The sequence below is a fragment of the Mycobacterium sp. 1164966.3 genome, from assembly GCF_001665395.1.
Lineage (GTDB): Bacteria > Actinomycetota > Actinomycetes > Mycobacteriales > Mycobacteriaceae > Mycobacterium.
In genome coordinates this window covers 179,012-201,544 of record NZ_LZSG01000044.1, presented here as the reverse complement: position 1 = coordinate 201,544, position 22,533 = coordinate 179,012, and the positions used below count along the sequence as shown (strand labels likewise).

Annotated in this window: 16 protein-coding genes and 2 pseudogenes; 11 read left to right on the top strand and 7 right to left on the bottom strand. The window is 62.5% G+C overall.

All coding sequences use genetic code 11. The annotated features are described in order from the left end of the window. Positions 1-126 precede the first annotated feature (126 nt). Positions 127-816 (bottom strand): TetR/AcrR family transcriptional regulator, encoded by a 690-nt coding sequence (locus A9W99_RS16730; protein WP_067380215.1) that lies wholly within the window; start codon positions 814-816, stop codon positions 127-129. A 318-nt stretch (positions 817-1,134) separates the two neighbouring features. On the opposite strand from A9W99_RS16730, the gene A9W99_RS16725 reads away from it, so the two are divergent. From A9W99_RS16725 to A9W99_RS27810, 7 genes and pseudogenes are all read left to right on the top strand, one after another. Further along, positions 1,135-2,355 carry a cytochrome P450 gene (locus A9W99_RS16725; protein WP_172828891.1) on the top strand — a complete coding sequence of 407 codons (1,221 nt, stop codon included), beginning with the start codon at positions 1,135-1,137 and terminating at the stop codon, positions 2,353-2,355. 69 nt (positions 2,356-2,424) lie between these two features. After that, entirely contained in the window at positions 2,425-3,630 is a 1,206-nt protein-coding gene (locus A9W99_RS16720; protein ID WP_082930065.1) for an amidohydrolase family protein, read from the top strand. Between the two features lie 22 nt (positions 3,631-3,652). Continuing rightward, entirely contained in the window at positions 3,653-5,176 is a 1,524-nt protein-coding gene (locus tag A9W99_RS16715; protein WP_067380212.1) for an aldehyde dehydrogenase family protein, read from the top strand. Positions 5,177-5,243: 67 nt separating this feature from the next. After that, positions 5,244-6,416, top strand: a complete 1,173-nt coding sequence (locus A9W99_RS16710) for a CaiB/BaiF CoA-transferase family protein (RefSeq protein WP_067380210.1) — start codon at positions 5,244-5,246, stop codon at positions 6,414-6,416. Positions 6,417-8,079: 1,663 nt separating this feature from the next. Next, positions 8,080-8,580: a universal stress protein gene (locus A9W99_RS16700; RefSeq protein ID WP_067380205.1), complete on the top strand. Its 501-nt coding sequence runs from the start codon at positions 8,080-8,082 to the stop codon at positions 8,578-8,580. A gap of 298 nt (positions 8,581-8,878) precedes the next feature. Continuing rightward, positions 8,879-9,274: a hypothetical protein gene (locus A9W99_RS27815; protein ID WP_067380202.1), complete on the top strand. Its 396-nt coding sequence runs from the start codon at positions 8,879-8,881 to the stop codon at positions 9,272-9,274. A gap of 281 nt (positions 9,275-9,555) precedes the next feature. Beyond that, positions 9,556-10,410: pseudogene (locus A9W99_RS27810) on the top strand (adenylate/guanylate cyclase domain-containing protein); the annotation flags it as partial. Positions 10,411-10,631: 221 nt separating this feature from the next. On the opposite strand, the pseudogene A9W99_RS27305 reads toward A9W99_RS27810, so the two are convergent. Then, positions 10,632-11,068, bottom strand: a pseudogene (locus A9W99_RS27305) (nitroreductase family deazaflavin-dependent oxidoreductase). 498 nt (positions 11,069-11,566) lie between these two features. Between A9W99_RS27305 and A9W99_RS16685 the strand changes: the two are divergent. Next, positions 11,567-12,337 carry an RsiV family protein gene (locus A9W99_RS16685; protein ID WP_067380199.1) on the top strand — a complete coding sequence of 257 codons (771 nt, stop codon included), beginning with the start codon at positions 11,567-11,569 and terminating at the stop codon, positions 12,335-12,337. A gap of 61 nt (positions 12,338-12,398) precedes the next feature. Here the strand turns inward: A9W99_RS16685 and A9W99_RS16680 are convergent, their stop codons facing one another. Then, positions 12,399-14,723: a bifunctional diguanylate cyclase/phosphodiesterase gene (locus tag A9W99_RS16680; RefSeq protein WP_156623136.1), complete on the bottom strand. Its 2,325-nt coding sequence runs from the start codon at positions 14,721-14,723 to the stop codon at positions 12,399-12,401. A gap of 414 nt (positions 14,724-15,137) precedes the next feature. Here A9W99_RS16680 and A9W99_RS16675 point away from each other — a divergent pair, with 414 nt between their 5' ends. Further along, positions 15,138-15,974 carry a DUF2993 domain-containing protein gene (locus A9W99_RS16675; RefSeq protein WP_067380193.1) on the top strand — a complete coding sequence of 279 codons (837 nt, stop codon included), beginning with the start codon at positions 15,138-15,140 and terminating at the stop codon, positions 15,972-15,974. A gap of 35 nt (positions 15,975-16,009) precedes the next feature. On the opposite strand, the gene A9W99_RS16670 is transcribed toward A9W99_RS16675, so the two are convergent. Both A9W99_RS16670 and A9W99_RS16665 read right to left on the bottom strand, forming a co-directional pair. Further along, complete coding sequence (locus A9W99_RS16670; RefSeq protein WP_067380190.1) at positions 16,010-17,164, bottom strand: acyl-CoA dehydrogenase family protein; 1,155 nt, start codon at positions 17,162-17,164, stop codon at positions 16,010-16,012. Next, the gene (locus A9W99_RS16665) at positions 17,161-18,606 is read right to left on the bottom strand and encodes a carotenoid oxygenase family protein (protein ID WP_067380860.1); all 1,446 of its coding nucleotides are present in this window, start codon (positions 18,604-18,606) and stop codon (positions 17,161-17,163) included. Before A9W99_RS16665 ends, A9W99_RS16670 begins: the two co-directional genes overlap by 4 nt. Before the next feature lie 71 nt (positions 18,607-18,677). On the opposite strand from A9W99_RS16665, the gene A9W99_RS16660 reads away from it, so the two are divergent. Beyond that, the gene (locus A9W99_RS16660) at positions 18,678-19,415 is read left to right on the top strand and encodes a FadR/GntR family transcriptional regulator (protein ID WP_067380187.1); all 738 of its coding nucleotides are present in this window, start codon (positions 18,678-18,680) and stop codon (positions 19,413-19,415) included. A 4-nt stretch (positions 19,416-19,419) separates the two neighbouring features. Here A9W99_RS16660 and A9W99_RS16655 read toward each other — a convergent pair whose 3' ends face one another. Beyond that, positions 19,420-19,692 (bottom strand): DUF4235 domain-containing protein, encoded by a 273-nt coding sequence (locus A9W99_RS16655; protein WP_067380183.1) that lies wholly within the window; start codon positions 19,690-19,692, stop codon positions 19,420-19,422. Positions 19,693-20,095: 403 nt separating this feature from the next. Between A9W99_RS16655 and A9W99_RS16650 the strand changes: the two genes are divergently transcribed. Continuing rightward, positions 20,096-20,347, top strand: a complete 252-nt coding sequence (locus A9W99_RS16650) for a hypothetical protein (protein ID WP_067380180.1) — start codon at positions 20,096-20,098, stop codon at positions 20,345-20,347. 41 nt (positions 20,348-20,388) lie between these two features. On the opposite strand, the gene A9W99_RS16645 is transcribed toward A9W99_RS16650, so the two are convergent. Next, the gene (locus A9W99_RS16645; RefSeq protein WP_067380177.1) at positions 20,389-22,197 is read right to left on the bottom strand and encodes a serine/threonine-protein kinase; all 1,809 of its coding nucleotides are present in this window, start codon (positions 22,195-22,197) and stop codon (positions 20,389-20,391) included. Between the last annotated feature and the right edge of the window lie 336 nt (positions 22,198-22,533).

Sequence of the window (22,533 nt, the reverse complement as noted above, 5' to 3'; positions counted from 1 at the left end):
CCGATCGAGCAAGGGTGCTCTGCATCCCCATGGCTGCGCCCTGGCTGGCAACGACGCTAGCGACGAGAAAGCTACGGTGTCAAGTGTGACTCGATAACACCGGCCAAGGTGAGTTCGGCGGAGGTTTTAGTCGGCCGCGCGCACCCTGGGCGCCCGTTGGGCCCGCCCACCTCGCTTGGCGGGCGTCATTCTCGTCGATGCGCTTACGCCTCTGGCGAGGATCTGCGAACCGAGTTCGATCTGCGCGCGGATATCTGACTCGCCGGTACCAAACCAGCGTGGTCCGAGGCTCGTTGTGAAGATGATGAAGTTAGCCAGCAGCTCGGCGAAGAGGTCGGCGTCGACGTCGGCCCTGATCTGCCCGGCGGCTTGGTAGTGGCGAACGCCTTGCGCAATAACGGCCGTGCGGCGAGCGTGATTGGGTTGCAGCACCCGCATCGAGAAGTCCGGATCTGATAGCGCCTGACCGGAAATGTCCCAGCCGGGAACGCCGCTGTCGCGGTCATCGATTCGTAGTCTGGCGAAGAAAAGCTGCTCGATATAGCCCTCGAAGCGCGCAGGCAGGGCCGCCACGACTTGCTCTTCGGCCTCACTGACGAGGTCCGCGATCTGTCGAGAAACAACCTGCTCAAAGATGCCTTGCTTGTCCCCGAAGTAATGGAACAGCATTGCTTCCGAGCAGTCGGCGCGACGAGCGATCTCCTTTGTCGGCGCGGCCGCGTATCCCGCTTCGGCAAATACCTCAGCAGCCGCTTCAAGGAGGGCTCGTTGTTTGCCGTCCTTGTCGCGAACTCGCCGCCGCGCGCCTTCAGTCATCACACACACCTTAGCGAGCACCCGTCGACGTAGGGGAAGCTCGCACGCGTGCCGTTCCACGCCGGCGCGCGGATCGTGAGTGGGCTCAGGTAGTTATCGAGTGTGACTTGACTGCTACGTAGCCGACGATTTACTGTGCTGCCAAAGCAAATTTCGGCGCGTGCGAGAAATTCGAGGGCCCGTGCAGATGGCACATCGACGGTGGCGCGAGTGCGGTGTAACTGCAATGCGGACAACCCCTCGTTGGAGGCTGGCTGTCGAGGCTGAGCGCTTCCTTTCTCCCGGCATGCCCGCGTTCGGGTTCGGAAAGGACTACCTATGGTGAGCAAATCACCGGAGGAGCATGCCCGGAATTTCGATCTTCGTCACGAAGATTTCGACGACCAAGAATTCCTCTATGAGGTCTACGCGGTGATGCGAGAGAGCGGACCGTTCAGCCACCAGGATGTCCCTTTCCTGGGACAGACGCCGGGGGGCGCGTGGGTCGCCACCCGCTACGACGAGTGTTACGAGATCTTGCGTGATTGGCGCAGCTTCTCGAGCAAGCCCGTCGGGGGCAACCCGACGTCGTTCGGCGACATCGTGATCAACTTGGATCCACCACGACAGCAGCAGCTTCGCAAAGTTCTCAACCCGTATTTTTCCCCGGGCCGGATGAAGGACCTGGAGCCCCAGGTGCGCGCGATTACCGATGGGTTGATCGACAACTTCATCGAAGCGGGCCGCGGCGACCTCGCTGACGTCGCATGGCAGCAACCCGGGATCGTGTTCTTCCGGCATTTGCTCGGCATGCCTGTTGAGGACGTGCCGCTCTACATCGAGGCAGCTGATCTCGGAATCAATGGTGAGAGCGAAGAGATCCGAATCGGTGCGATGACGAATCTCTACCATCGCGTGCGCGACGAGATCGACAAACGTCGTAGTGAAGCGCCGCGTGACGACCTGATCGATGTTTTACTCGCCGCCGAGATCGACGGCGAGAAATTGAGCTTCGACGACGCGGTCGCGAATGCGCTTCTGCTGGTACAAGCGGGGCTCGAAACAACCTCTAGCGCAATGTCGTTCGCCTTCTTCTATCTGGGCACCCATGCTTCGGAGCGCGACCGACTCGTACGGGAAGCCGAGTTAATACCCACGGCGATAGAGGAATTTATCCGGTTCGCAGGTTCGGTCCACGGACTGCATCGCTCAGTCGCGGAAGAGGTTGAACTAAGCGGCCAGAAGTTCTGCCCAGGGGAGACGGTCGTCGTGAACTATGCGGCCGCCAACCGCGACGCGCGCGAGTTCGACGAGCCGGACAAGTGCATTCTCGACCGACTGACAAACCGGCACCTCGGGTTCGGAGCCGGCGTCCATCGCTGCCTAGGTTCTAATCTCGCCCGACTCGAGTTTCGGGTGGGGGTTGAACAGACCCTCAGACGGATACCCGACTACGCCATCCCGCCAGGGGCGAAAGTTGATTTTCACGGGAACTCGGTCACCCGCGGCTACCGCGCCCTGCCCGTCGTCTTCACGCCGGGTGCCCGCGTTGGCCAGTAAGGGGCGGTGAACAACCGCCCACATCATCTCGCGGCCAACGCAATAGGAATTTCATATAAGGAGGAACTTGTGGACAAGCAAGATCTTCAATGGATGATCTCCGTCGATGACCACATCATCGAGCCACCGAATCTATGGGTCGACCGCGCATCGGCCGCCGACAGCGATCGAGTGCCACACGTCGAGCGCATCGACGGTGTCGATACATGGGTCTACGAGCAAGCGCGCGCGTCGGTGCTGGGCATCTTGGTCGCGGCTCACCAAAGGCCGGCCGAGTATTCCCCGCTGCCAGTGAATTACGATGATATGCCCCGCGCATACTTCGACCCGGTAGCCCGCATCCCTGACATGGACGAGGATCATGTGATCGCGGGACTGAACTTTCCGTTCTTCCCCCGGTTCTGTGGTCAGATGTTCGCCCACCTCGGTGACCGCGATCTGGGTCTCAAGTGCGTTCGGGCGTACAACGACTTCGTCATCGATGAGTGGTGCGCGGCGGCGCCCGGTCGCTACATCCCGATGGTCATCGTCCCGTTGTGGGATACCCGTTTGGCCGTCGACGAGACGCTGCGGTGCGCGGGCAAGGGCGCCAAAGCCATTGCTTTCTCGGAGAACCTGCACCCGTTGGGATTTCCGTCCATCCACTCTGGAGCATGGGACGACTTCTTCGCGGTCGTGAACGAGACGAAGATGCCGCTGTGCACGCACATCGGCTCGTCGTCGGTTAGCCCGACCACATCACCCGACGCACCTTTCGGGGTTCAGGCGGTTAACATCAACCTCAATCTCGCGAACTCAACCACGGATTGGTTGTTCTCGGGCAAGCTGCAGAAGTACCCCAACCTGAAGATCGTGCTGGCCGAGGGCGGCATCGGCTGGATCCCCTACCTCATCGAGCGTGCCGAACATGTCGCTACCGACTACCAGTACCTGCGCGCCAACAACTGGGCGGTTGATCCGGGCACGATGCGCTTGACCCCGGTGCCCACCGACCCCGAGATTTTTCCGGAGTCACCACGCCAGCTCTTCCGCGACCACATGTACGGCTGCTTCATTGAGGATGACTTCGGGGCGGCTAACCTCGACTCCATCGGCGTCGACAATGTAATGATTGAAACGGATTATCCGCACACCGACAGCCTGTGGCCCAACTCCCTTCAGGCAGCTCACAAGGCACTCGACGGCCGGTCCGACCTCGACAAGTACAAAGTGCTGCAGGGTAATGCTCGCCGGGTCTTCGACTTTGAGCCCGCCGCGTATCCGACCCTGGCGTAGTCCGCGGCGACGGATTCGTTTGATGCGAGAGTACCAGAGCTTCATCGACGGTAAGTGGTTGAGCGACAACGCCATCGGCACCATCGATGTTATCGATCCGTCCAATGAAGAGTTGATCGGCCGAGTCGTCGACGGTGGACCAAAGCAGGCGGCAATGGCGATCGAGGCTGCCCGGCGAGCTTTCGACGAAGGTCCCTGGCCGTGGATGTCCGTCCGGGAACGGGCGAAGATCATCAAGCGATTCGCTGAGATCCTCGACGAGCGCAAAGCGGAGCTTCGGGAGCTAGTCGTCGCCGAGATCGGCTCGACCGGCTTCATCACCGACCTGATTCAGGTTGGCGGCGCGATCGAGGCGGCCCACTACTACGGGGAGTTCGTCGAACATGATGTGACGTGGGTGGAAACACCGGGCGGGCCTATAGTTTCGCCGACTGGCCTGGGCGGCGTGACGGTGGTTCGTGAACCGGTCGGGGTGGTCGGAGTCATCACCCCGTTCAACTTTCCTTTCTCGATCAATATCCAAAAGTGCCTGGCCGCCTTGGCCGTCGGCTGCACAGTGGTACTCAAGCCCCACCCGTGGACTCCCATGAACGCCCTGGAGTTGGCCAAGGTTGGCGAGGAAGCCGGCCTCCCGCCCGGTGTGTTCAATGTGGTTGTGGGCGGTGCCGAAGTGGGAGAGGAGCTGTGTACCCACAAAGGCGTCGACATGATCGGCTTCACCGGTTCGACGGCGACCGGGCGGCGGATTCGTGAACTATCGGCGGCAACGATGAAACGCGCACAGCTGGAGCTAGGCGGCAAGAGCGCGCACATCGTCCTCGACGATGTCACCGAAAGTGACGTTGCGGGAATAGGATTCGGGCAGGTACTGATGCATGCCGGACAGGCATGCACCGTCACGTCGCGACTTCTGTTGCCCGAGCACCTGCTCGACGCCTATGTCGAGGGCCTCAAAGCCATGGCTCCAATGATCACGGTCGGGGACCCGCGTGATCCCACGACTGTTGTTGGTCCGCTGATCAGGGATCAGCAGCGTCAAAGAGTTGAATCCTTCGTTCAGTCGGGCCTGCAAGACGGCGCGCGGCTGGTGGTCGGCGGCAAACGTCCCGAACACCTCAAACGCGGCTTCTACTACGAACCGACGGCATTTGTCGACTGCCGCAGCGACATGTGGTTATGCCAGGAGGAGGTGTTCGGGCCTGTGCTGGCGGTGATGACCTATCGCTCCGAAGACGAAGCCATCCGCGTCGCGAACGACTCCATCTACGGTTTGGCGGGTCTGGTAATGACTCGCAACGCCGCGAAGGGATTCAACGTCGCGAGGCAGGTCAGAACCGGCACCATCATGGTGCAGACTGTCGCAACCGGTGTCGATCTAGGAGTTAATCCGGGGGGCGGGCAGGGCCCCGGCTGGTCTCTGCCTGCGCGCGGCATGTTCAACGGCGGGGGGCCGTTCGGCGGCTTCAAGCAAAGCGGACTTGGCCGAGAGCAGGGGCGCTGGGGCTTTGAGGAATACACCGAGCTGAAATCAATCACGATGATGTAGCGGAGCACTGCGCCTTCGACGACGCGGCGTGGTCCGCGTAGGGACTCCGGGCTGGAAAGGTCGCGTGATGGAACTTCTCAGGGATGTACGAGTCCTCGAGGTGTCCCTCTACTCCGCGGATGCACTGGGCGGGCATCTGGCTGACCTCGGCGCAGAGGTGATCAAGGTGGAGCCGCCTGGCGGCGGTGGTTTCCGCGGTTCGGCGGTTTCCGGCGGCGAGCTGCAGGACTCTCACTGGAACCGGGGCAAGAAGAGTGCGGCGATAAACCTGAAAACGCCTGAAGGTCAAGAGGCGTTTCGCCGCCTGGCCGCGACATCGGCGGTGGTGATCGACGGCCTACGCTACGGAACTGCGCACCGGCTCGGCTTCAGCTACGACGACATCGTCGCAGTCAACCCGACAGTTGTGTATTGCGTGCTCAACGGCATGGGCAGCTTTGGGCCCTACACCCGATTAGCCACACACGGACTTTCCTTTGACTGTTTCGCCGGCTTAAGCCCGCCGATCATCGATGCGGATGGAACGCCACGCCTTTCGGGGGCGGCGACAGGGACGACAGGTGTTCTGGCGGGACCGTTGTACGCAGCGATGGGCGTACTCGCCGCGCTGCACGCCGCCGGACGCGACGGCAAGCCGCAGTACGTCGAAGTAGCGCAGGCCGATGCTGCGATCAACTGGAACTTTCAACACCTCACAGCGCTGGCGAACGGTCAACCCACCTACGGCGAGGGAATCCGCGCTTCGCTTCGTTACCAGTACTACGAAACGAACGACGGCAACTACGTGGTGTTCAACGCCCTGGAGGACAAGTTCTGGCTGAGATTCTGCGAGTCGCTCGACAGGATGGATCTCTACCAACCGGGGCGCCAGAAGCCGGGGAAGGATGTCGAGGCAGAGGCCCGGCTGCGCGAGGAGCTAACAGCAATATTCAAGTCCCGCACACGCAGGGAATGGACCGACTTCTTCATTGCGACCGATATCGCAGGAGCACCAGCATTTTTGGGAGCAGACCTGTTCGACGACGACCACGCGAAGGCGCGCCGACTCGTCTACGAGCAGGCTCAGCCGGAGGGGACGTCGCAGCGATTGATTGGAACGTGCATAAAGACCAAACCCGACGAAGGATTTACAGCGCCGGCAGCGCCGCACGTTGGGCAGCATACGGAAGAGTTGCTCGGCGCCCTAGCAGGCTACGACGCGGCCGGAATGGAGCGTCTTCGTTCGTCGGGTGCAATCTGAAAGTCGGCGCGTGCCGCACTCGCGAAGTCTGCTTCTCACGGCGTTGTCACACTCGGCGGCAACAACTGACGTTTCCTGACATCGTTAGACCAAGTCGGCCGGCTCAACCACATCAGTTGAAACCTCGTGAACACCCGCCCTACGGACTGTAAATCCGTCGGCTAACGCCGACGTGGGTTCGTCGAATTTCCTGCCTGCCGCCATCCCTGCTCAGGTCAGAGGTTATTTGGATCGTATCGGTGGACTTGGGCAACCAATGTGCGGTCAGTGTCGCGCTAGGTGGCGGCGTACGTGCCGACCCAGGTTATGCAGGATAAAACGTGAGTTCCGGCCGCCGGCGGGGTTTTCGTCGACTGAACGTTGTCGATTCAGAAGCCCGAACCTGCCGCCGACGATGAGGGTGCTAGTACGGCGAGAACGGCGTCGCGATTTTGCGGCCAGCGGAGACGCCGACGTAGTACTCCCCGCGACGCTTCGTGCGTAACTTCGCGCCGACGTGGACGCCCGCATATTCGCCCCCTGGGCCCACTCGGCCGACGCGGAGGGTCTTGCCGAGGCTGCCGCGAACGTAGCGGGGGCGGCGGCGGTCGACTTTTCGGGTGATCCGTTTGACTCGGCTACTACCATTCGACGCGAACCGGCCCCGCTTGTCGCGCTTGTAGGTGCGTCGCTTGGCCATCAGGTGCTCGCAACGCCGATCCAGGCCGGAAGGCAGTCAACCAAATTCTGTCCCTCGAAACAATTCCAACTCATCCCAGCACCTACCTCGATGATTTCGCTTCTACCCGATTCTATCGTCGAGATGCGCCAAAGATGTTGAACTACAGCCTATGTCGTTAATCAGTGTTGCCTGCCGACTGGGCACATTTTGGGCACACTTAGTGTCAAAAGAGGTGAATTCTGGTGAATTACACTGAATGTCATTTCGCAGCTCGGCGCCGGTTCGGCCCACAGACCAGCACCCCGAAACGGGTTCGATTCCCGGCAGCTCCACTGAATATCCGCTGGTAAAACGTCTAAGTTCACCCACACCCAGCGCCCGTCAAGACTCCCCCCGTCAAGATTTGGGTGTACGCCCCGATTCGTGGCTTCGATTCGCACCCGTCAGCGAACAGACGGGACGGCGTACACCAACCATGTCCGGCGCCCCCGATGACCGCCCCGGCCGGCAGCGTTGATGGTATGTCCGCGAGGGCGACGGCGTCGTGGTCTGAAAGCTGAACCGATACGCGGGTATTTCATCCGTGTAGGGACGGCCGTTGGGTCGTCGCCGACGTCGGCAAGTTTCGTTTGGTGTTTTTCACCGTGCCTACTAGGTAGCCACCACCAGGGCCGATTATTTAGGTTTGCCCTGCACGACAGATGGGGTATGCGGGGCCCCGTAGGCGTCTGGGTGTGGTCTGATCGGGAAGAACCCAAGGGCGCTTAGCGGTCGGGGAATTTCCAATTACACACTCCACAGATGTGGGAAGTCGTCTCATGGATGATGCGTCTCTAGGCCGGGATCTGTGCGGATTCGCCACCGAGATGCGCCAGCTCGCCTATACCGTGCCGGGCGGGCACGAAGACTTGCTCGTCCGCCGAAGTGAACGGATGATCCACTGCGCCCCAGGAAGCGGCCACGGAGCGGCAGCCGCGTAAACGGGCATGATTGGGAGCGAAAATGAGCGCGTATCAGACCCTACTGGTCGGCACTGATGGCTCGGATACGTCGTTTCGTGCAGTGGACCACGCAGCCGCGTTCGCTGCGAAAAATCACGCGAAGTTGATCATCGCGATGGCGCACTTGTCTTATCTGACCAAGGGAGACAAGGGAGGCTGGGGAAGGCAAGCCCGACCTGATCGTGTGATAGATGGCCGCGCCGAGGTCGCTCTCGGGAGCGAGGGGGACTACAAAGTGCACGGGATGGCCGCTGTCTATGCGGTCTTGCGGGAGGCCCAGGGCCGGGCCAAGGCGGCTGGAGCGAAGGATGTTGAGGCGCGCCCGGTTAAAGGTAATCCGGCACATGCGCTGCTTCGCCTCGCCAAGGAGGTTAACGCAGATCTGTTGGTGGTTGGCAACGTCGGACTAGGCACGCGCACCGACAAGTGGCTTGGCTCAGTGCCCGGAAACGTGTTGCGCGGGGCAAAGATCGACGTGCTGCTCGTCCACACCACCGACTGAGCCACCGCTAAGAGCCGTCTGAAGCCAGCTCGGTACGGCGCCTGTCTACGCCCGCGATCACCCTTGAGGCATCGGCGTGTCGTCGCCCTCATCACCGATCGCGGCACATTCGATGTTGTCCACCAATCGATAGCCGCTAGCCGCCAATGTGCACAGAGCTACTGGAGTGTTGCCGCTTGGTCAGCTCACGGCGCGCCATTCAGCACGCATCTCTCACGCCTATCGACGTACCAGCGCCCCACTCCCGCCGCCAAACGTAGCGGCACTCCCAGGCTGCTAATCGTTCTAGTCTCCCTGCATGGATCGCATTTGGCAGTGGGCGTGGGACCGGTACGGGGCGAGGTACTCGTGGGCTGTCTGCGCCGTGGCGTTTCCGCTGCATTTAATGACGTGGCTTGTTGTGTCGTTTGCCGTTGTGGCATTAGAGAAGTCCGATTACTACGTCGAGGCGGCCGCCGTCACCGTTGTCGCGGTGGTGGTACTGCTGGGTGTTCTTCTTTTCTCCGGCGGGGGGCAGATTCGCCTAGTTGAGCAGTGGGCAGCCCGCCATGACATCGATGGAGAAGGTGCGCTGGCCGCCACCTACGTCTGGGCTCGTCGGGTGGTTGCCCGTTGGTTGGTAATCATATCTGTTTGGGCCGCCCTGCTATGGTCGTTGTCGGGGCGATTGCTGGGGCGACCGGATCGCGGCTAGTCCAGTACGCGATTGTGGGCGCTAGCGTCGGAACTGCGGTCGTGTTGACCGGTGCGCACAGCTTCGTCGAAGTGGCGCTACGCCCGGTTAGGCTTGCGATTGCCGGTGACACGGGGATCGGTGACTCTTTGCCCCGTTCTCGCCCGACTTTTGCCGCGTGGTCGAACGCGTCCATGATTGCAGTCGCATTCCTGTTCGCCTTCGCGGGCGCAATGCTGGCGGCGGTATTCGACTGGACCCGTGAAGTCCCAGTGCTTAGCGTTGTGATCGCGTACGCGTTGACGATTGGCCTTGCGGTGCCGCAGAGCGTCGGCGCGATGTTCTCCCCGTCGTTGCGACCCATTCGCGACCTTGCCGAAGGAACGAAGCGTGTTGCGGCAGGTGACTACAGCCAGCGTCTGCCGGTGATTCAAGACGATGACCTGGGTGCGCTGGCGGCGTCGTTCAACCGCATGCAAGCCGGTTTGGCTGAGCGGCAACGCCTTCAAGCCGCGTTCGGAACCTACGTCGACCCAGCTTTGGCGGCACGCTTGCTAGAGCAGGGTGACGATGTGTTCACCGGTGAGCGCCGCGAAGTGACCGTGATGTTCGTAGATGTCCGTGACTTCACCCCGTTCGCCGAAGCCAACACCGCAGAGGATACCGTCGCCCGCCTCAACGCTCTGTTCGAGATTGTGGTGCCCGCTGTCGTGGATGCCAGTGGGCATGTCAACAAGTTCCTCGGCGACGGCGCCCTGGCGGTCTTCGGCGCTCCCAACGACCTCGCTGATCATGCCGACGTCGCAGTAAGTGCCGCTATAAAAATCCAGCGCCTGGTCGCCGAGCAGTTTGACAATGACCTTCGCATCGGCATTGGGATCAATACCGGTGTGGTGATCGCAGGAACCATCGGCGGCGGCGGCAAGCTGGAATTCACCCTGATCGGCGACACGGTCAATGTCGCTGCCCGCGTCGAGCAATTGACCAAGACCACCGGTGACGCAATTCTTCTCACCCAGCGGTGCGTCGACGTTTTGGCGTCTCGACCATCTGGACTCGTCGATCGGGGATTCCATGTCCTGAAAGGAAAGTCAGCCGCCGTGCAGGTCTTCGGCCTAGACGAAGAGTCGGACGTGCGGGCTGGCCTCACTAGTTAGGAAGGTGAATCAACCTCTGTCCTGACCACCCCTGCGACCACGCTACTTTCGCAGCGGCTTTCGAGAAACCCACAACAAACGAAGTGAGACTTGTAGGACTGGGATCGACGCTAAGCCGTGCCACCGCGTATCGTGCGCTCGCCGAGAGCAATTCGTGACATCGAGAATCGACTGCTCCGGGCGACCCCACTGGCTCAGCTTCTTCGTTCCACTGCCCAAAGTCACTGCGTGGAATTGACTTTGCTCAACACCAGCGCCGCTTCGTTGTACGGAAACAGGCGGTACAACACACGAGATGGCCCTGTAACGAGCGTTGCGGCCTCAGCCTTACCCAGGAGGCGGGGATTGGCTAGCGTGATGCTCTTGCCGCGCTTATCCAGCCCCGCCCGTCCACCGGCAAATACATTCTTCAACCAGTCCGATTTCAGCCCCGATGAGAACGACGAAGCCGTCGCGGGTGGGGAAAATCAACAGCGGCGTTCGATAACGCTTGCCGGATTTTGCGTCCGACATGTTCGAGTGTCCCTTGGCCTGGAAGCCAAGGCGTGATCGACCGAGCCGCTGGATTGGTGACTCGACTATTGAAGTATGCGACGGCCCTTGGCGCCCTCCTGGACCCCCCTCGTTCACAACCAAGCTCGAAATCACCAGTACCCACCTCAACACCACTATGGAACCACCCGTGTCGGAGTTGCCAACGGTGCGTAGATCTCAGAACGTCGATGATTGGTCCCACCTTCCGCCCTGACCTGTAGGAAGAAGCCTCAAAGGTCGGTGACCGCTCTTGACGCTGTCGAGACCCGAGACCGAAACCGCAGGTCACGAGCGGGACTGAATGGGACCGAGACGGAACGAACCGGCAGCTCAGGAGGCAAAAGCCCAGGTAGAGCATCGGGTTCGATTCCCGGCAGCTCCACCGTTTTGCCAGTTCAAAGCAAGCTTTGAAAGCCAATCCTGCGGGGCGGATGATCCGCAGGAACACGCCGGGCAGCGATGCCGCCGCAGGCGCGATCATGACTAATCCGCTGACGCGTGCTGGCCAGGACCACGCCGTCGGTCAGCGCCCGGTATCGCCGCCCGGCATGCTTCACAGGAACAATGGACGCTAATCTCGCGTGCGCGGCGCCGTGCCGCAATGCGCTGGGAGGGATTGGACATGCGAATCGTCAAAGTGGCCGCGCTCGTTGCGGCAGCTGCCATCGTCGGCTCAACTGGTGTCGCCGCGGCCGCACCGAAGGACTACTGCGCCGACCTCAAGGGTGGCAATACCGGAAAGACGTGCGAGATCCAGCTCTCCGACCCCGGGTACAGGGTCGATATCAGCATCTCGCTGGACTACCCAGACCAGAAGTCGGTCGCCGACTACATCTCCCAAACACGCGAGGGGTTCTTGAACGCCGCCAAGTCGGGCGCACCTCGCGAGACACCGTATGAGCTGACCATCAAGCCGACGGAATACAACTCGGCGATTCCCCCGCGCGGCACGCAGGCCGTGGTGTTCAAGGTTTTCCAAAACGTCGGCGGCGCGCATCCGCAGACGACATGGAAGGCGTTCAACTGGGACCAGACCTATCGCAAGGCGATCACCTATACAGCCGCGTCGGACGACAAAGAACATACCCCGTTGTGGCGGGTCGATGATCCCCTGAAGACCGTGGCGCCGATCGTGCAGGCTGAGCTGCAGAAGCAGCTGGCCCCCACGCCGCCGCCCGCACAACCGGGACAACCGGCTCCGGCCACGCCGACTCCCACGCCGTCATTGCCGATCGCACAAGCGGCCCTGTACAACCCTGCCAACTACCAGAATTTCGCGGTGGTCAACGACGGGGTGATCTTCTTTTTTGACCAAGGCGTGCTGCTGCCCGACTCATTCGGGGCGTTGCAGGTCCTGGTTCCCCGGTCGGCAATCGACCCGATGATCGCGTAGAAGTCTCGCACCCTGGATCTGGCACAATCGCTGCCTTATGACCTGTCGGCGTGCGGGCGGTCTACGTGAGCAGGTCGAGGATCGCAGGTGCGCTGATCGGTGGACTGTAAAAGAAGCCTTGGGCAACATCGCAGCCGTACTCACGCAGCGCGGCCGCGGTTTCTTGGCTTTCAATCCCCTCGGCGACGGTTGTCACGCACAGCTCGTGCGCCAGGTCGATGACGGCGCGGACGATCGCGGCCGCACGGGGATCGGTCAGGATAGGCGCGATGAAGTCCTTGTCGAGCTTGACCTCATCGATGGGCAGGTCACGCAGGTAGCGCAGGGTCGAATAGCCGCTGCCGAAGTCGTCGAGCGCGATGCCGACGCCGTGGCCGCGCAATGTGGTGAGCATGGCGTGGGCGCGTTGGATGTCCTCCACCAGGAGGTCTTCGGTGATCTCGATGATCAACGAACCCGCGGGCAGATCACGCTGGGCCAGCGCATCCAGGATGTGCCCGGCCACCGTCACGTCTGCGAGCGACGCAGCAAAAAGGTTGACGCACACCGGTATACGCGCTCGGCTGGAGCGCCATGCGACGGCGTTATCGAGAGCCTGCTGAAGTACTCGCTCGGTGACGGCGCGCATCAGTCCATGCTGGCGCACCAACGGCAGGAACTGCTCCGGGGCGAGCAAGCCACGCTCGGGATGAGGCCAACGCACCAGAGCTTCGACACCGACGATCTCCTCGCTGCGCAAGTCGATCTTCGGCTGATACACCGTGACCAAATCCAGTTGGTCAATCGCCTCCCGCAACTCACCCAGCAGTTGCACGGCGAGGGCGCCCTCACGGGCCGACTTCCGGTCAGAGTCATGGAGAAAATTGCGCCCGTCGGCCGCGACCAACTCCATCCCCGCGCTGAAGGTCTGCAGACCGCCGCTGCGCAACCGCTTGGCCGCGTACATGGCGGCGTCGGCCTGTCTGAACAACAGCTCGGCCGTGAGGTGCGGATCGTCAGGCGAGGCGACGGCGAGCCCGACGCTAGGCCGCGCGATCAGCTTCTGGCCAGACAGCTCACACGGTGATTTGAAGGCCTCGGCGATCCGACGAGCAACGATGTGCGCGTCCTCGTCCCCTCCCTCTATCACGACGGCGAACTCGTCACCGCCTATCCGGGCCACGGTGTCGCCCGTTCGGACACAGTCGACGAGTCGTTGCGACGCAGCTTTGAGCAGTGCGTCGCCCACCGAATGCCCCATGCTGTCGTTGATGAGTTTGAAATCGTCGAGATCCAGTGACACCACCGCGACGGGGCGTTGATCCCGGCGATTCAACTCAATGGCGTGTGCCAGACGATCGTCGAACAACGCCCGGTTCGCCAATCGGGTGAGCGGGTCGTGGAGCGCTTCATCGGCCACCAGGCCGAGCAGCCGGCGATTGTCGGCGACCACGATGAATTGGCGCGCCAAGATCACCATCACCACCAGCACCCCTACGCCCAGCACGGGATCTGTTTGCAGGCTCGAACGGTGGAAGACGCTGATAGTCAAGGCGGCGGCGAGAAACGGCACGTAGGGCAACCACAGCGATATCGGCGCTGGCAGCGGCATCACCGGCGCGGCCGGCGGCGGTGGCGTTCGCAGCGTAAGCAGTGCCGCCAGGCCCAGCGTCACCATCGCCAAGGCCCAACCGGCGGCCGGGAAGGCGCCACTGCTCTGGTGGGCGACTGTGGCTACCAAGGCGGTGTCCGCAACGGCCATCACCGCGAGCCCAGCGGTTAGCAGCGTGAGTGTCAGCCGTTGGCGCGTGCGCGCGCGAGCCAGGACCAAGACCGCCACCGTAAAGGTGACTGAGTCGGCGGCCGCATGCGACAGCGACAGCGTCAACACGAGGTGGTGGGTGCGGTTCTCCGCGTACACGCGGCTCATCGCAAAGACCCAGCCCACCAGGAAAAGCGATCCTTCGACAATCAGCCCGTCGAGCACCAGACGCACTTGCGACTGACCTTCATATCCGACCGGAAACGACAACAGCGCCACGCAACTCGCGATCGGCAAGAGCAATCCCAAAGCCCACGACGCGAGTGGGGCATCCGCCATGCCGCGACCCAGGTCGTAGTAGGTCCACCAGCACAAACCGACTAGCCAGCCGGTCAGTCCAATGGCAAGGAAGGCCCACGCTTGCCGTTGCCGGCCGCGGGCCCTGCGTGCGGCCAACCCGGCGCAGACTGTGGCGAACGATGCAAAACCCGCCAAGCCGAGATCATGGACAGCGTGGATCACCGGCGGTCCGCCCCACCCACCGCTACGCCACGTCGTGAAGGCGGCGAACGCGGCGACGGCTGCTCCGCAGACCAGCGTCGGCATTGACACTGCCGTCTTGGGAGTCGGCACCACTGCAACCACGTTCTCACTCCGCAAGCTATGAGCGACGGTACGGCGCTATGCCGAACCCCGATAAGGCTAGCAACGCGAACACTTAAAGGCGGGCGGTATCAAATCACCTCCGATCACGTTTGCCGGATCGGGCCTTCGAGGGGCTACGTCGGATTGGGCGCCGGCTGGAACTGGCTATGTGACTGCACTATTAGGCACGTGAGTTAAAGCCGACACCAGCCGCACGGTGAGGCAGTTCCAGGTTCAGGCGAAGTATTTGCCAGAAACGGGGACAGATCACGGCTAGCATTTCGCATTTGGTAATTGGAGCAAACGCGGTTTCGAGGGTTCTAGTGAGAAGACGCGAAGTGTTTCCACAACACAGAGAACCCGTCTGATCTTCGTCTCCGTCAGTTTCTTCGGCCGCGGTGGTAGGAATTAGCCATGACGAGTGCCTTCGGCGTCAGGCGTGATACGGACCAGGTTGGCGAGAGCCCGAAAAAGGACATGTCCGCTCCAGCCACCGAGCAGCACCGCGAGAGCCCGAAAGTGCGGCGCTTCCGCGTTGGCGATCCGTTGTCGATCGTCCTGATCGTCATCATCGTGGTGTCCTTGGCCACCGCCGGCCTCATCGGCGCGGAGCTGTACGCCCGGCACCGCGCCGTCGGCGTGGTCGCGGCGGCCACCGAGTGCGTCGTGCAAGATAAGGTCGACGTGTCGTTCGGGGCGAGTCCGTTTCTGCTGCAACACATGACCGGGCATTACGGCAACATCTCGATCACCACCGCGGGGAATCGGATCGGCAAGGCCAAGTTCATGAAGGCCCAGGTAAGCATTGACGACGTGCGGCTGCAGAACACCGCCAACTCAAAAGGCACGATCGGGGGTTTGGATGCCACGGTCACCTGGTCGTCGGACGGCATCAAGCAAACCGTGCAGAATTCCATCCCGTTGTTCGGCAGCTTCCTGAGCAACGTCACGACCAATCCGTCCGACGGCACGATCCAGCTGCATGGCCTCCTGGGCAGCATCACCGCCAAACCGCAGGTAGGGGGCAACGGCGTCGAGCTGAAGGTCGTCAGCCTGAACGGGCTCGGCTTCACGCTGCCCAAGGAGTCGGTGCAGCCCGCTTTGGACGCTTTCGCCAACGAGCTGACCGATAACTACCCACTGGGCATCCACGCCGAGAGCGTGCGGGTCACGGATAGCGGTGTGGTGGGCCACTATTCGACGCGCAACGCTTCCATCCCGCGGGACGACCACTGCTTCGCGAATCTGTAGGCGTGAATTCCGCTAACGCGCAGTAGCCACTGGCTTCAATACGATCTCGGCAGGCCGAGGCTGTGCTGGGCCACGTAGTTCAGCACCATCGCGCGAGTGATCGGCACAGTTTTGAACAGCCGCACGAACTCGTACATGTTGGCAAGCGCGACCTCTCGGGTGAAGCCGCTGCCGCCGTGCACCTCGATGGCTTGGTCGACGCACCGAGTTGCGGCGTCCGCCGCCAAGAACTTGGCCATGTTGCTCGCCTCGGCGGCATCCGCGCCCGAGTCGACCCCGGCCGCGGCGTGCCGTGTCATCAGCCTGGCCGCTTCGAGCGCGATCTTGGCCTCCGCCAACGGGTGTGCAACACCCTGGTGAGCGCCGATCGGCACGTTCCAAACCTGTCGTTCCCGCGCATATGCGACCGCCTTGTCCATGGCGTAGCGGCCGACGCCGTTGCAGATCGATGCGATGATCACACGCTCGGGGTTCATTCCGTCGAACGCCACGCGCAGACCGTTGCCCTCACCGCCGACAACCCGATCGGCATTCACCGCAACGTTATCGAAGAACACCGAAAATGACTTGTCGGTGATCTCGAACGTCATGGGAATGCGGTGCATCGCAAGGCCAGGCGCATCGCGATCGACCAAGAAGAGCGAAAGCTGCCCGCGCCCTGCGGAATCCGTACCGGTGCGGGCGACGACCAACACTGCGTCGGCCTGGTCGATGGCGGTGATGAACGTCTTCTGTCCGGTGATGTAGTAGTTGTCGCCCTCCCGGCGCGCGGTGGTGGTGATGTGATGGGAATTTGATCCCGCGTCCGGCTCGGTAATCGCGAAGGCGAACTTGGCGGTGCCGTCCGCCATTGACGGCAACCAGCGCTGTTTCTGTTCGGCAGTCGCATGCCGGCACAGCAGACTGCCGACGATGCCGGGCGAGATCATCAGCATGATCTCCGGGCACCCGGCCGCGGCTGCCTCCTCGGCGACGATGCTCAACGCGGTCAATCCCATTCCGCCGCCGCCATATTCCTCCGGCAGATTGACCCCCACGAAGCCCCCGGCCGCCAGCGCGTCCCACAGCTCGGTGGGGTGCTGCAACGTCTCGCTACAGCGGGTGAAGTAGTCGTTACCGAATTTCGCGACGATGCCGTGTACTGACGCGCGCAGTTCGGCCTCTTCGGTTGCGCTGAGGGTGGCGGTCATCGGAAATCCATCCAGTGGCCGTGGGGTGTGAAGCCCAGCAGGAACGGGATCTCGATGCGGCACACCGGGCCGCTCGTGACATCGGAAGTGTCGAAAATGACGTACTCGCCCAGGTTTTCGGTCCACCTCGACACCGGCACCATCAGGTAACCGTCGCCCTCCGAAGCGCCGGGTCCGCGCGGCACGAATGTCGGCTCCATCACCAGGGACGGCCGCTCGTGGCGCAATCGGTACTCCTGCTCGTTCCCGGTGTGGAGATCGCGCACGACGAGGCTGTGCATACGCATGCCGTTGCCCTTCGCGTCGCCGCCGATGAGATAGCCCCATCGGTGGCCACGTCCGTAATACCGTTCGTCGACCTTCGGAAGCTCGGCGGGTCGATCGCTGAGTATCTCGGATTTAACGGTGCCGGTATGCAAGTCGACGCTCCAGCGGCCCAGCGTGCTACGGGCCAGGTTGAAGAACAGCGCGACATCCTCACCCTCGAAGCGATCGATGTCGAGTGGGAACGGAGGCCGCGCGAAGATCGGCGCGTCCAATGTCAGCACGTCGCCTTTGACGTTCGCCGACAGCGTGTGCATGACATACTGGGGCTCGACTTCTGCGGTGATCCAACGAATATCGCCGTGCGCGATGTCAGAGCGTGGCACCAGACCCAAAACGATCGGTAGCTCCGGATCCCATGTTTGGACCGAAAGTCCGCGGTGAACCCGGTCGGGTTCGAACGCAAACCCCTGGAACGGCAACACCATCCACTCGGGCGTCAACCACATGTCGTGGACTTCCGAGCAGTATGGCGCATCCCAGAGCTCGCGTGAGGTCACGGTGCCGTCCGGCTGCACCACATGCACCGTCACATACGGGCGCCTGTCGCTGTACGACCAGCCGTACAAGGTGCCGGTGGCGTGGTCCCACTTCGGGTGCGCGGTGAATGCCGCATCGCCGAAGGCCGCCTGATCGAAGATGCCTCGCGAAAGCTGCGTAGACCAGCCGACAATCCCTTGCGTCTCAAGGGTTATCGGATCCAGCGCGACGGGTGGGCCACCCTGCTCGCCGGACGCGAGGACCTCGCCGGCGAACGGGAAGCAGTTGATGTTGTTGGTGCCCTGCGGGATTCCGCGGGTGCATTCGTCGTGGACCGCGGATCCGAAGCCGATGTTGCGCCAGTCAGTCCATTCGCCGTCGGCCCAGCAGAACATGCCGCGCCCGTGCCGCTCCTCGAGAAGGTACTTGGGTGTGCGCACCCAGCGGTTACGGAAGTCGGCCCGGCCGTTGTCGAACACGAGGCCTTGCACCATGCCGTCCATCGCGAGCAGCCCGTTGCCACCTTGCTTGGTCGGCCTCTTGAACGTCGGACCCACGCGATAGAACCCGCCGGAGAGTTCGCGGGGAATTTCGCCGAACGTCGTCACGCAGTCCTCGACGGTTGCCTCGAACCTCATCGGCCGAAACGCTCCGCTCAATACTGCCGTGTTCGGGATCGCCACCATGGCGACTTAGTATACTAAGTTGTATGACTGCTGCCAAACCCGCGCGTGCCCCCGATGTTGTCGCCGGTGCGTTGCGACGCCGGATCCTCAGCGGCGAGCTTTCCCCGGGAGACTCACTTCCCACCGAGAACGAACTGATCAACCAACTCGGCGTCAGCCGCGAAACAGTCCGGGTCGCGTTGCGGTTGCTCGACGCCGAAGGCCTCACCGAAACAACCCAGGGCCGTGGTGGTGTGCGAATCTGTCACCCCGAGCCGGAACGAGCCGCCCGCTCGTTGGTCCAATCGCTCACTCTGACGGGCGCGACGTGGGGTGATCTCCTGTCGTTCCGCAAGATGCTCGAACCCGCTGCGACGGCCCTGGTCGCCGAGCACGCCTCCGACGAAGAAAGAGCCGCGATCGCCGAGGTCGCCGCGCGCGGCATCACACCTGACGGCCGCGGCTACCACGAGTTTCATGAACTCCTGGTGCGCGCCAGCGGAAACGCCTTGCTTACAACTGTTTTGGCCGCCGTCGAGCAAGCCGTGCGCTGGGCCGCTGCCGAACAGGACATCACCCAGTACGACCGGGAGGAAGCCGCGCGATCGCATCGTGCGATCGCGGGCGCCATCAGCGCCGTAGACCCGCGGAAAGCCGAGCGCCGGATGCGTCAGCACCTGGATGCGGCGCTACAGCACGTCGAAGCCTCCGGATTGGCCGACGCCCCCATGATTCCGCCGTCACGCTGGCGCGGTGAGAACACCGACCTGCCATGGCGTTGATCGGCTATGTCGGCGACTCGTGGGTGACCGCCTGGTAGCTGCGCGCTCCAACCCTGTCGACGGCTGCCCGCACCACGCCGAAGACCAGACCCTGCAGGCCGGCGGCGGCCAGCGCCGCGCGGGTTGACCGGTTTAAATCCTTCGGTTCTGGCGGGGGTTGCTCGGTGTGGCTGAGCCGTTTCCAGACCTGATTGAACACCTCTCCGGCCAGCAAGCCCCCGGCCACGCTGGTGGCTATTGAGAGGGATGAGTACACCGCCTTAGATCCCTGGCTCATGGGCGACCTTCCGATTCCTCTGGTATTAGCTGCTGCTTGTACCCGCTCGGGCGGCGGTTCAACCGGGAAGGCAACTTGTCCACCAGGAATGAAAGACGATGCGCTACCGGGCTACCCGCGCTCGTGAACCCTGAGGGCGCCCAGCGCCACGGCTAGGGCAGCCCATTCAGCAGCCGCACCAGACCGGACGTGCCGGTCGCCCCGATTGCCAGTCGCCGTCTGGCATCCCAGTTAAGACCATTTCCCGGCATAGCTGGTTGATCGTCTGTTAGCGTGCCCGTCGACCGCGGGTCGGGACCGCGTTTACGGGAATGGTGCGATCAGCACAGGGGTAAGGGAAAAAGAGGTAAACAAAGTGAGAAAATCACCGACTGCTCTTTCCGCAGTAATGGGGATTCTTTCCATGGCGTTCGCCGGCGTGATTGCCGCGCCGCATGCGGCGGCCCAACCGAGCGGCTGCCCGAACCCGAACCAGACGACAGCGTATGTCGACTATTCGTGGACGTCGAACAACATTGGCGTGTGGGTGGCCTGTGTGCCGTACACAAACGTGACCCACGACTGCTATGCACCGGCAAATCTGGCCGCGCCGAAGCTCTACCGACGGGGAGAAGGCCCAGCCCCGGAATGCCGCAACATCTACAACTCGCGGTGACGACTGGCGCCGGCTGTGCCGCAGTCGTCCAGCACGTCTGCCTACGCCGCCCGCAGCGTTATCTCGGAGATCGCCGTCCGGCTCTGGCCGTTGGTCGTGCCCAGAGTCGAGATCCACACCAGCACATTGGACGTCTTGGTCCGGTTGTGCACCGCGATCTGATTGTGCCCCGGCTGCAGTGACGTGGTGGGAGTCAGCACGGTGGTATCGGCCAGTTTGGCCGGGGCCGCGCTGGGCGACGAGCGAATCTGGACCTGGGTGCCTGTGCTGGACAGGTCGACCGTCACCTCGCTCAGTGCGGTCGGTTCGGACAGGTGCAGCAACAGGCCCATTCCCTGGATGAATCTCGGGAAGGGGACGGCATCCTGATAGGTGACGGTGGACCACGCCGTCTTCGGGTTGCCGTCGATCGCCAAATTCGCGTCCTGCGGGTTGTCGGGAGTGTCGTCCGGTGAGAAGACCGTGGCACTCACCGGCTTGACGACCGGTCCGGGGCGAGTCATCTTGTCGAATCCGTGGGTGAAGTACACAACCGCAGCCGCGGTCAGCACGATCACGCCGAGGGCGGCGACGACGGCAACCAGTCTGGTATTTCTGGCCTTCGGCGCCATGTCCTGTGGTGATTTGGTGCGGACCGGAGACCGACGGCTCTTCGGGCGAGGTTCGAGCGAAAAGTTGATGATTTTGTCGGCGTCCAGCGTGTCGCCGTCCCAGGTGCCGCTGACCTCGACCTCATCTCCGTCCGCGAGCTGTCCTTCAACGAGATCAGTCTGGATTTCGACGGGAACATGAGTACGCCCGTTGTCCAGTGGTTCATAGGGGATCACCTGAAAGGACAAGATGCCGACGTCGTCGTGAGCACCGACAGCGCTTTGCCGTACGCCGCGTGCGATCCCGTTGACGACGAGGCGCTCGAGGCGCTGCGTGGCCGGACGCTCGGCCGAACCAGGGTTCTCGGCGGGGCCGGGCCCCGGCGTGAGCAACTCAGGCGGACGCGGTGTGACAGCTTCATGGCCGGGACCTTGCTGCGTGAGGGCCTGGGCGAAGGCGGCGCAACTCGGGTATCGCTCGGCCGGGTCTTTGGCCAGTGCCCGTGCCAGCACCGCGTCCAGGTGCGCGAGTTCGGGTCGTCGCTGCGATATCCGCGGCGGTGGCGCGTTGAGATGCTGGCTCAGCACGACGGCGCGATTCGGGTCGTGGAAAGGTGGGGCGCCGGTCAGTAGGAAAACGGTCGTGGCAGCCAGCGCATATTGGTCCGCTCGGCCGTCAAGCTGCTTGCCCAAGAGTTGCTCCGGGGCAACGTAACTGATGGTTCCGATGGCGACGTTGGCCTCAGTGAGGTTGCTGACGTCGTCGATTCGGCGGGCGATGCCGAAGTCGGTCAACAACACCCTGCGCCGCTGGCCATCGGCGGTCACGAGGATGTTCTCCGGCTTGACGTCACGGTGGAGCAGACGGCGATCATGACCGAAGTCGAGCGCATCAGCCACCGCTGTCACGATTTCCGCTACTTCTGGTTCTGACATGCCGTGCGGGTGGCGCTCGCGAACCAATCGGCCGGCGTCCGTGCCGTCCACGTATTCCATCGAGATCCAGAGCCGGCCGTTGAACTCGCCACGATCGAGAACGCTGACGATGTGTGGGTGCCACAGCGTGGCCGCCAATTCGGCTTCGCGATTGAATCTTGCGCGGAATTCCTCGTCGGATGTTGCGGACAGCGACAAGATCTTCAAGGCGTCGTGACGAGGCAGACGAGGATGCTGGGCGAGGTAAACCTCACCTGTACCACCAGTGCCAAGTAAGCGCTGAATAACGTAGCCAGCGAAGACCTCGCCGTTGTTGAACGGCATGTGCGAAAGCCTACAAACCGGCACGGCCGGGGAGCGAATTCGCCGACGAGCGAGTCAGAACGGCGGTCAGGCGGTGAACCCGCCGTCGACGTTCCAGCTGGATGAGATTGACGGTGATGCCGCGCGGCCCCAGCTCGCGGGCCAGCGTTCCTTCCTGCCGTGGCTGCACAGAGTGACTCAAATCGGCGGGCACGTCGCGTGCGACAGCGGTCGCGCTATAGCGATGATGGGCCGAACGGCTTCAACAAGTTGTGGTGCTCGCAGGAGATGCCGCGATACGCGGCAAAAGACCGCGTTAAAAGACCTACGCCTCGCCCGCAGGAGGGGTAAGGAGTT

What these genes read in the sequence shown, in the direction of transcription:
- A9W99_RS16675 (WP_067380193.1), top strand. Translation starts at nt 15,138, where the DNA reads ATGACGAGTGCCTTCGGCGTCAGGCGTGATACGGACCAGGTTGGCGAG.
- A9W99_RS16715 (WP_067380212.1), top strand. Translation starts at nt 3,653, where the DNA reads ATGCGAGAGTACCAGAGCTTCATCGACGGTAAGTGGTTGAGCGACAAC.
- A9W99_RS16650 (WP_067380180.1), top strand. Translation starts at nt 20,096, where the DNA reads ATGGCGTTCGCCGGCGTGATTGCCGCGCCGCATGCGGCGGCCCAACCG.
- A9W99_RS16660 (WP_067380187.1), top strand. Translation starts at nt 18,678, where the DNA reads ATGACTGCTGCCAAACCCGCGCGTGCCCCCGATGTTGTCGCCGGTGCG.
- A9W99_RS27815 (WP_067380202.1), top strand. Translation starts at nt 8,879, where the DNA reads ATGGATCGCATTTGGCAGTGGGCGTGGGACCGGTACGGGGCGAGGTAC.
- A9W99_RS16730 (WP_067380215.1), bottom strand. Translation starts at nt 816, where the DNA reads ATGACTGAAGGCGCGCGGCGGCGAGTTCGCGACAAGGACGGCAAACAA.
- A9W99_RS16700 (WP_067380205.1), top strand. Translation starts at nt 8,080, where the DNA reads ATGAGCGCGTATCAGACCCTACTGGTCGGCACTGATGGCTCGGATACG.
- A9W99_RS16645 (WP_067380177.1), bottom strand. Translation starts at nt 22,197, where the DNA reads ATGCCGTTCAACAACGGCGAGGTCTTCGCTGGCTACGTTATTCAGCGC.
- A9W99_RS16725 (WP_172828891.1), top strand. Translation starts at nt 1,135, where the DNA reads ATGGTGAGCAAATCACCGGAGGAGCATGCCCGGAATTTCGATCTTCGT.
- A9W99_RS16665 (WP_067380860.1), bottom strand. Translation starts at nt 18,606, where the DNA reads ATGAGGTTCGAGGCAACCGTCGAGGACTGCGTGACGACGTTCGGCGAA.
- A9W99_RS16670 (WP_067380190.1), bottom strand. Translation starts at nt 17,164, where the DNA reads ATGACCGCCACCCTCAGCGCAACCGAAGAGGCCGAACTGCGCGCGTCA.
- A9W99_RS16685 (WP_067380199.1), top strand. Translation starts at nt 11,567, where the DNA reads ATGCGAATCGTCAAAGTGGCCGCGCTCGTTGCGGCAGCTGCCATCGTC.
- A9W99_RS16655 (WP_067380183.1), bottom strand. Translation starts at nt 19,692, where the DNA reads ATGAGCCAGGGATCTAAGGCGGTGTACTCATCCCTCTCAATAGCCACC.
- A9W99_RS16710 (WP_067380210.1), top strand. Translation starts at nt 5,244, where the DNA reads ATGGAACTTCTCAGGGATGTACGAGTCCTCGAGGTGTCCCTCTACTCC.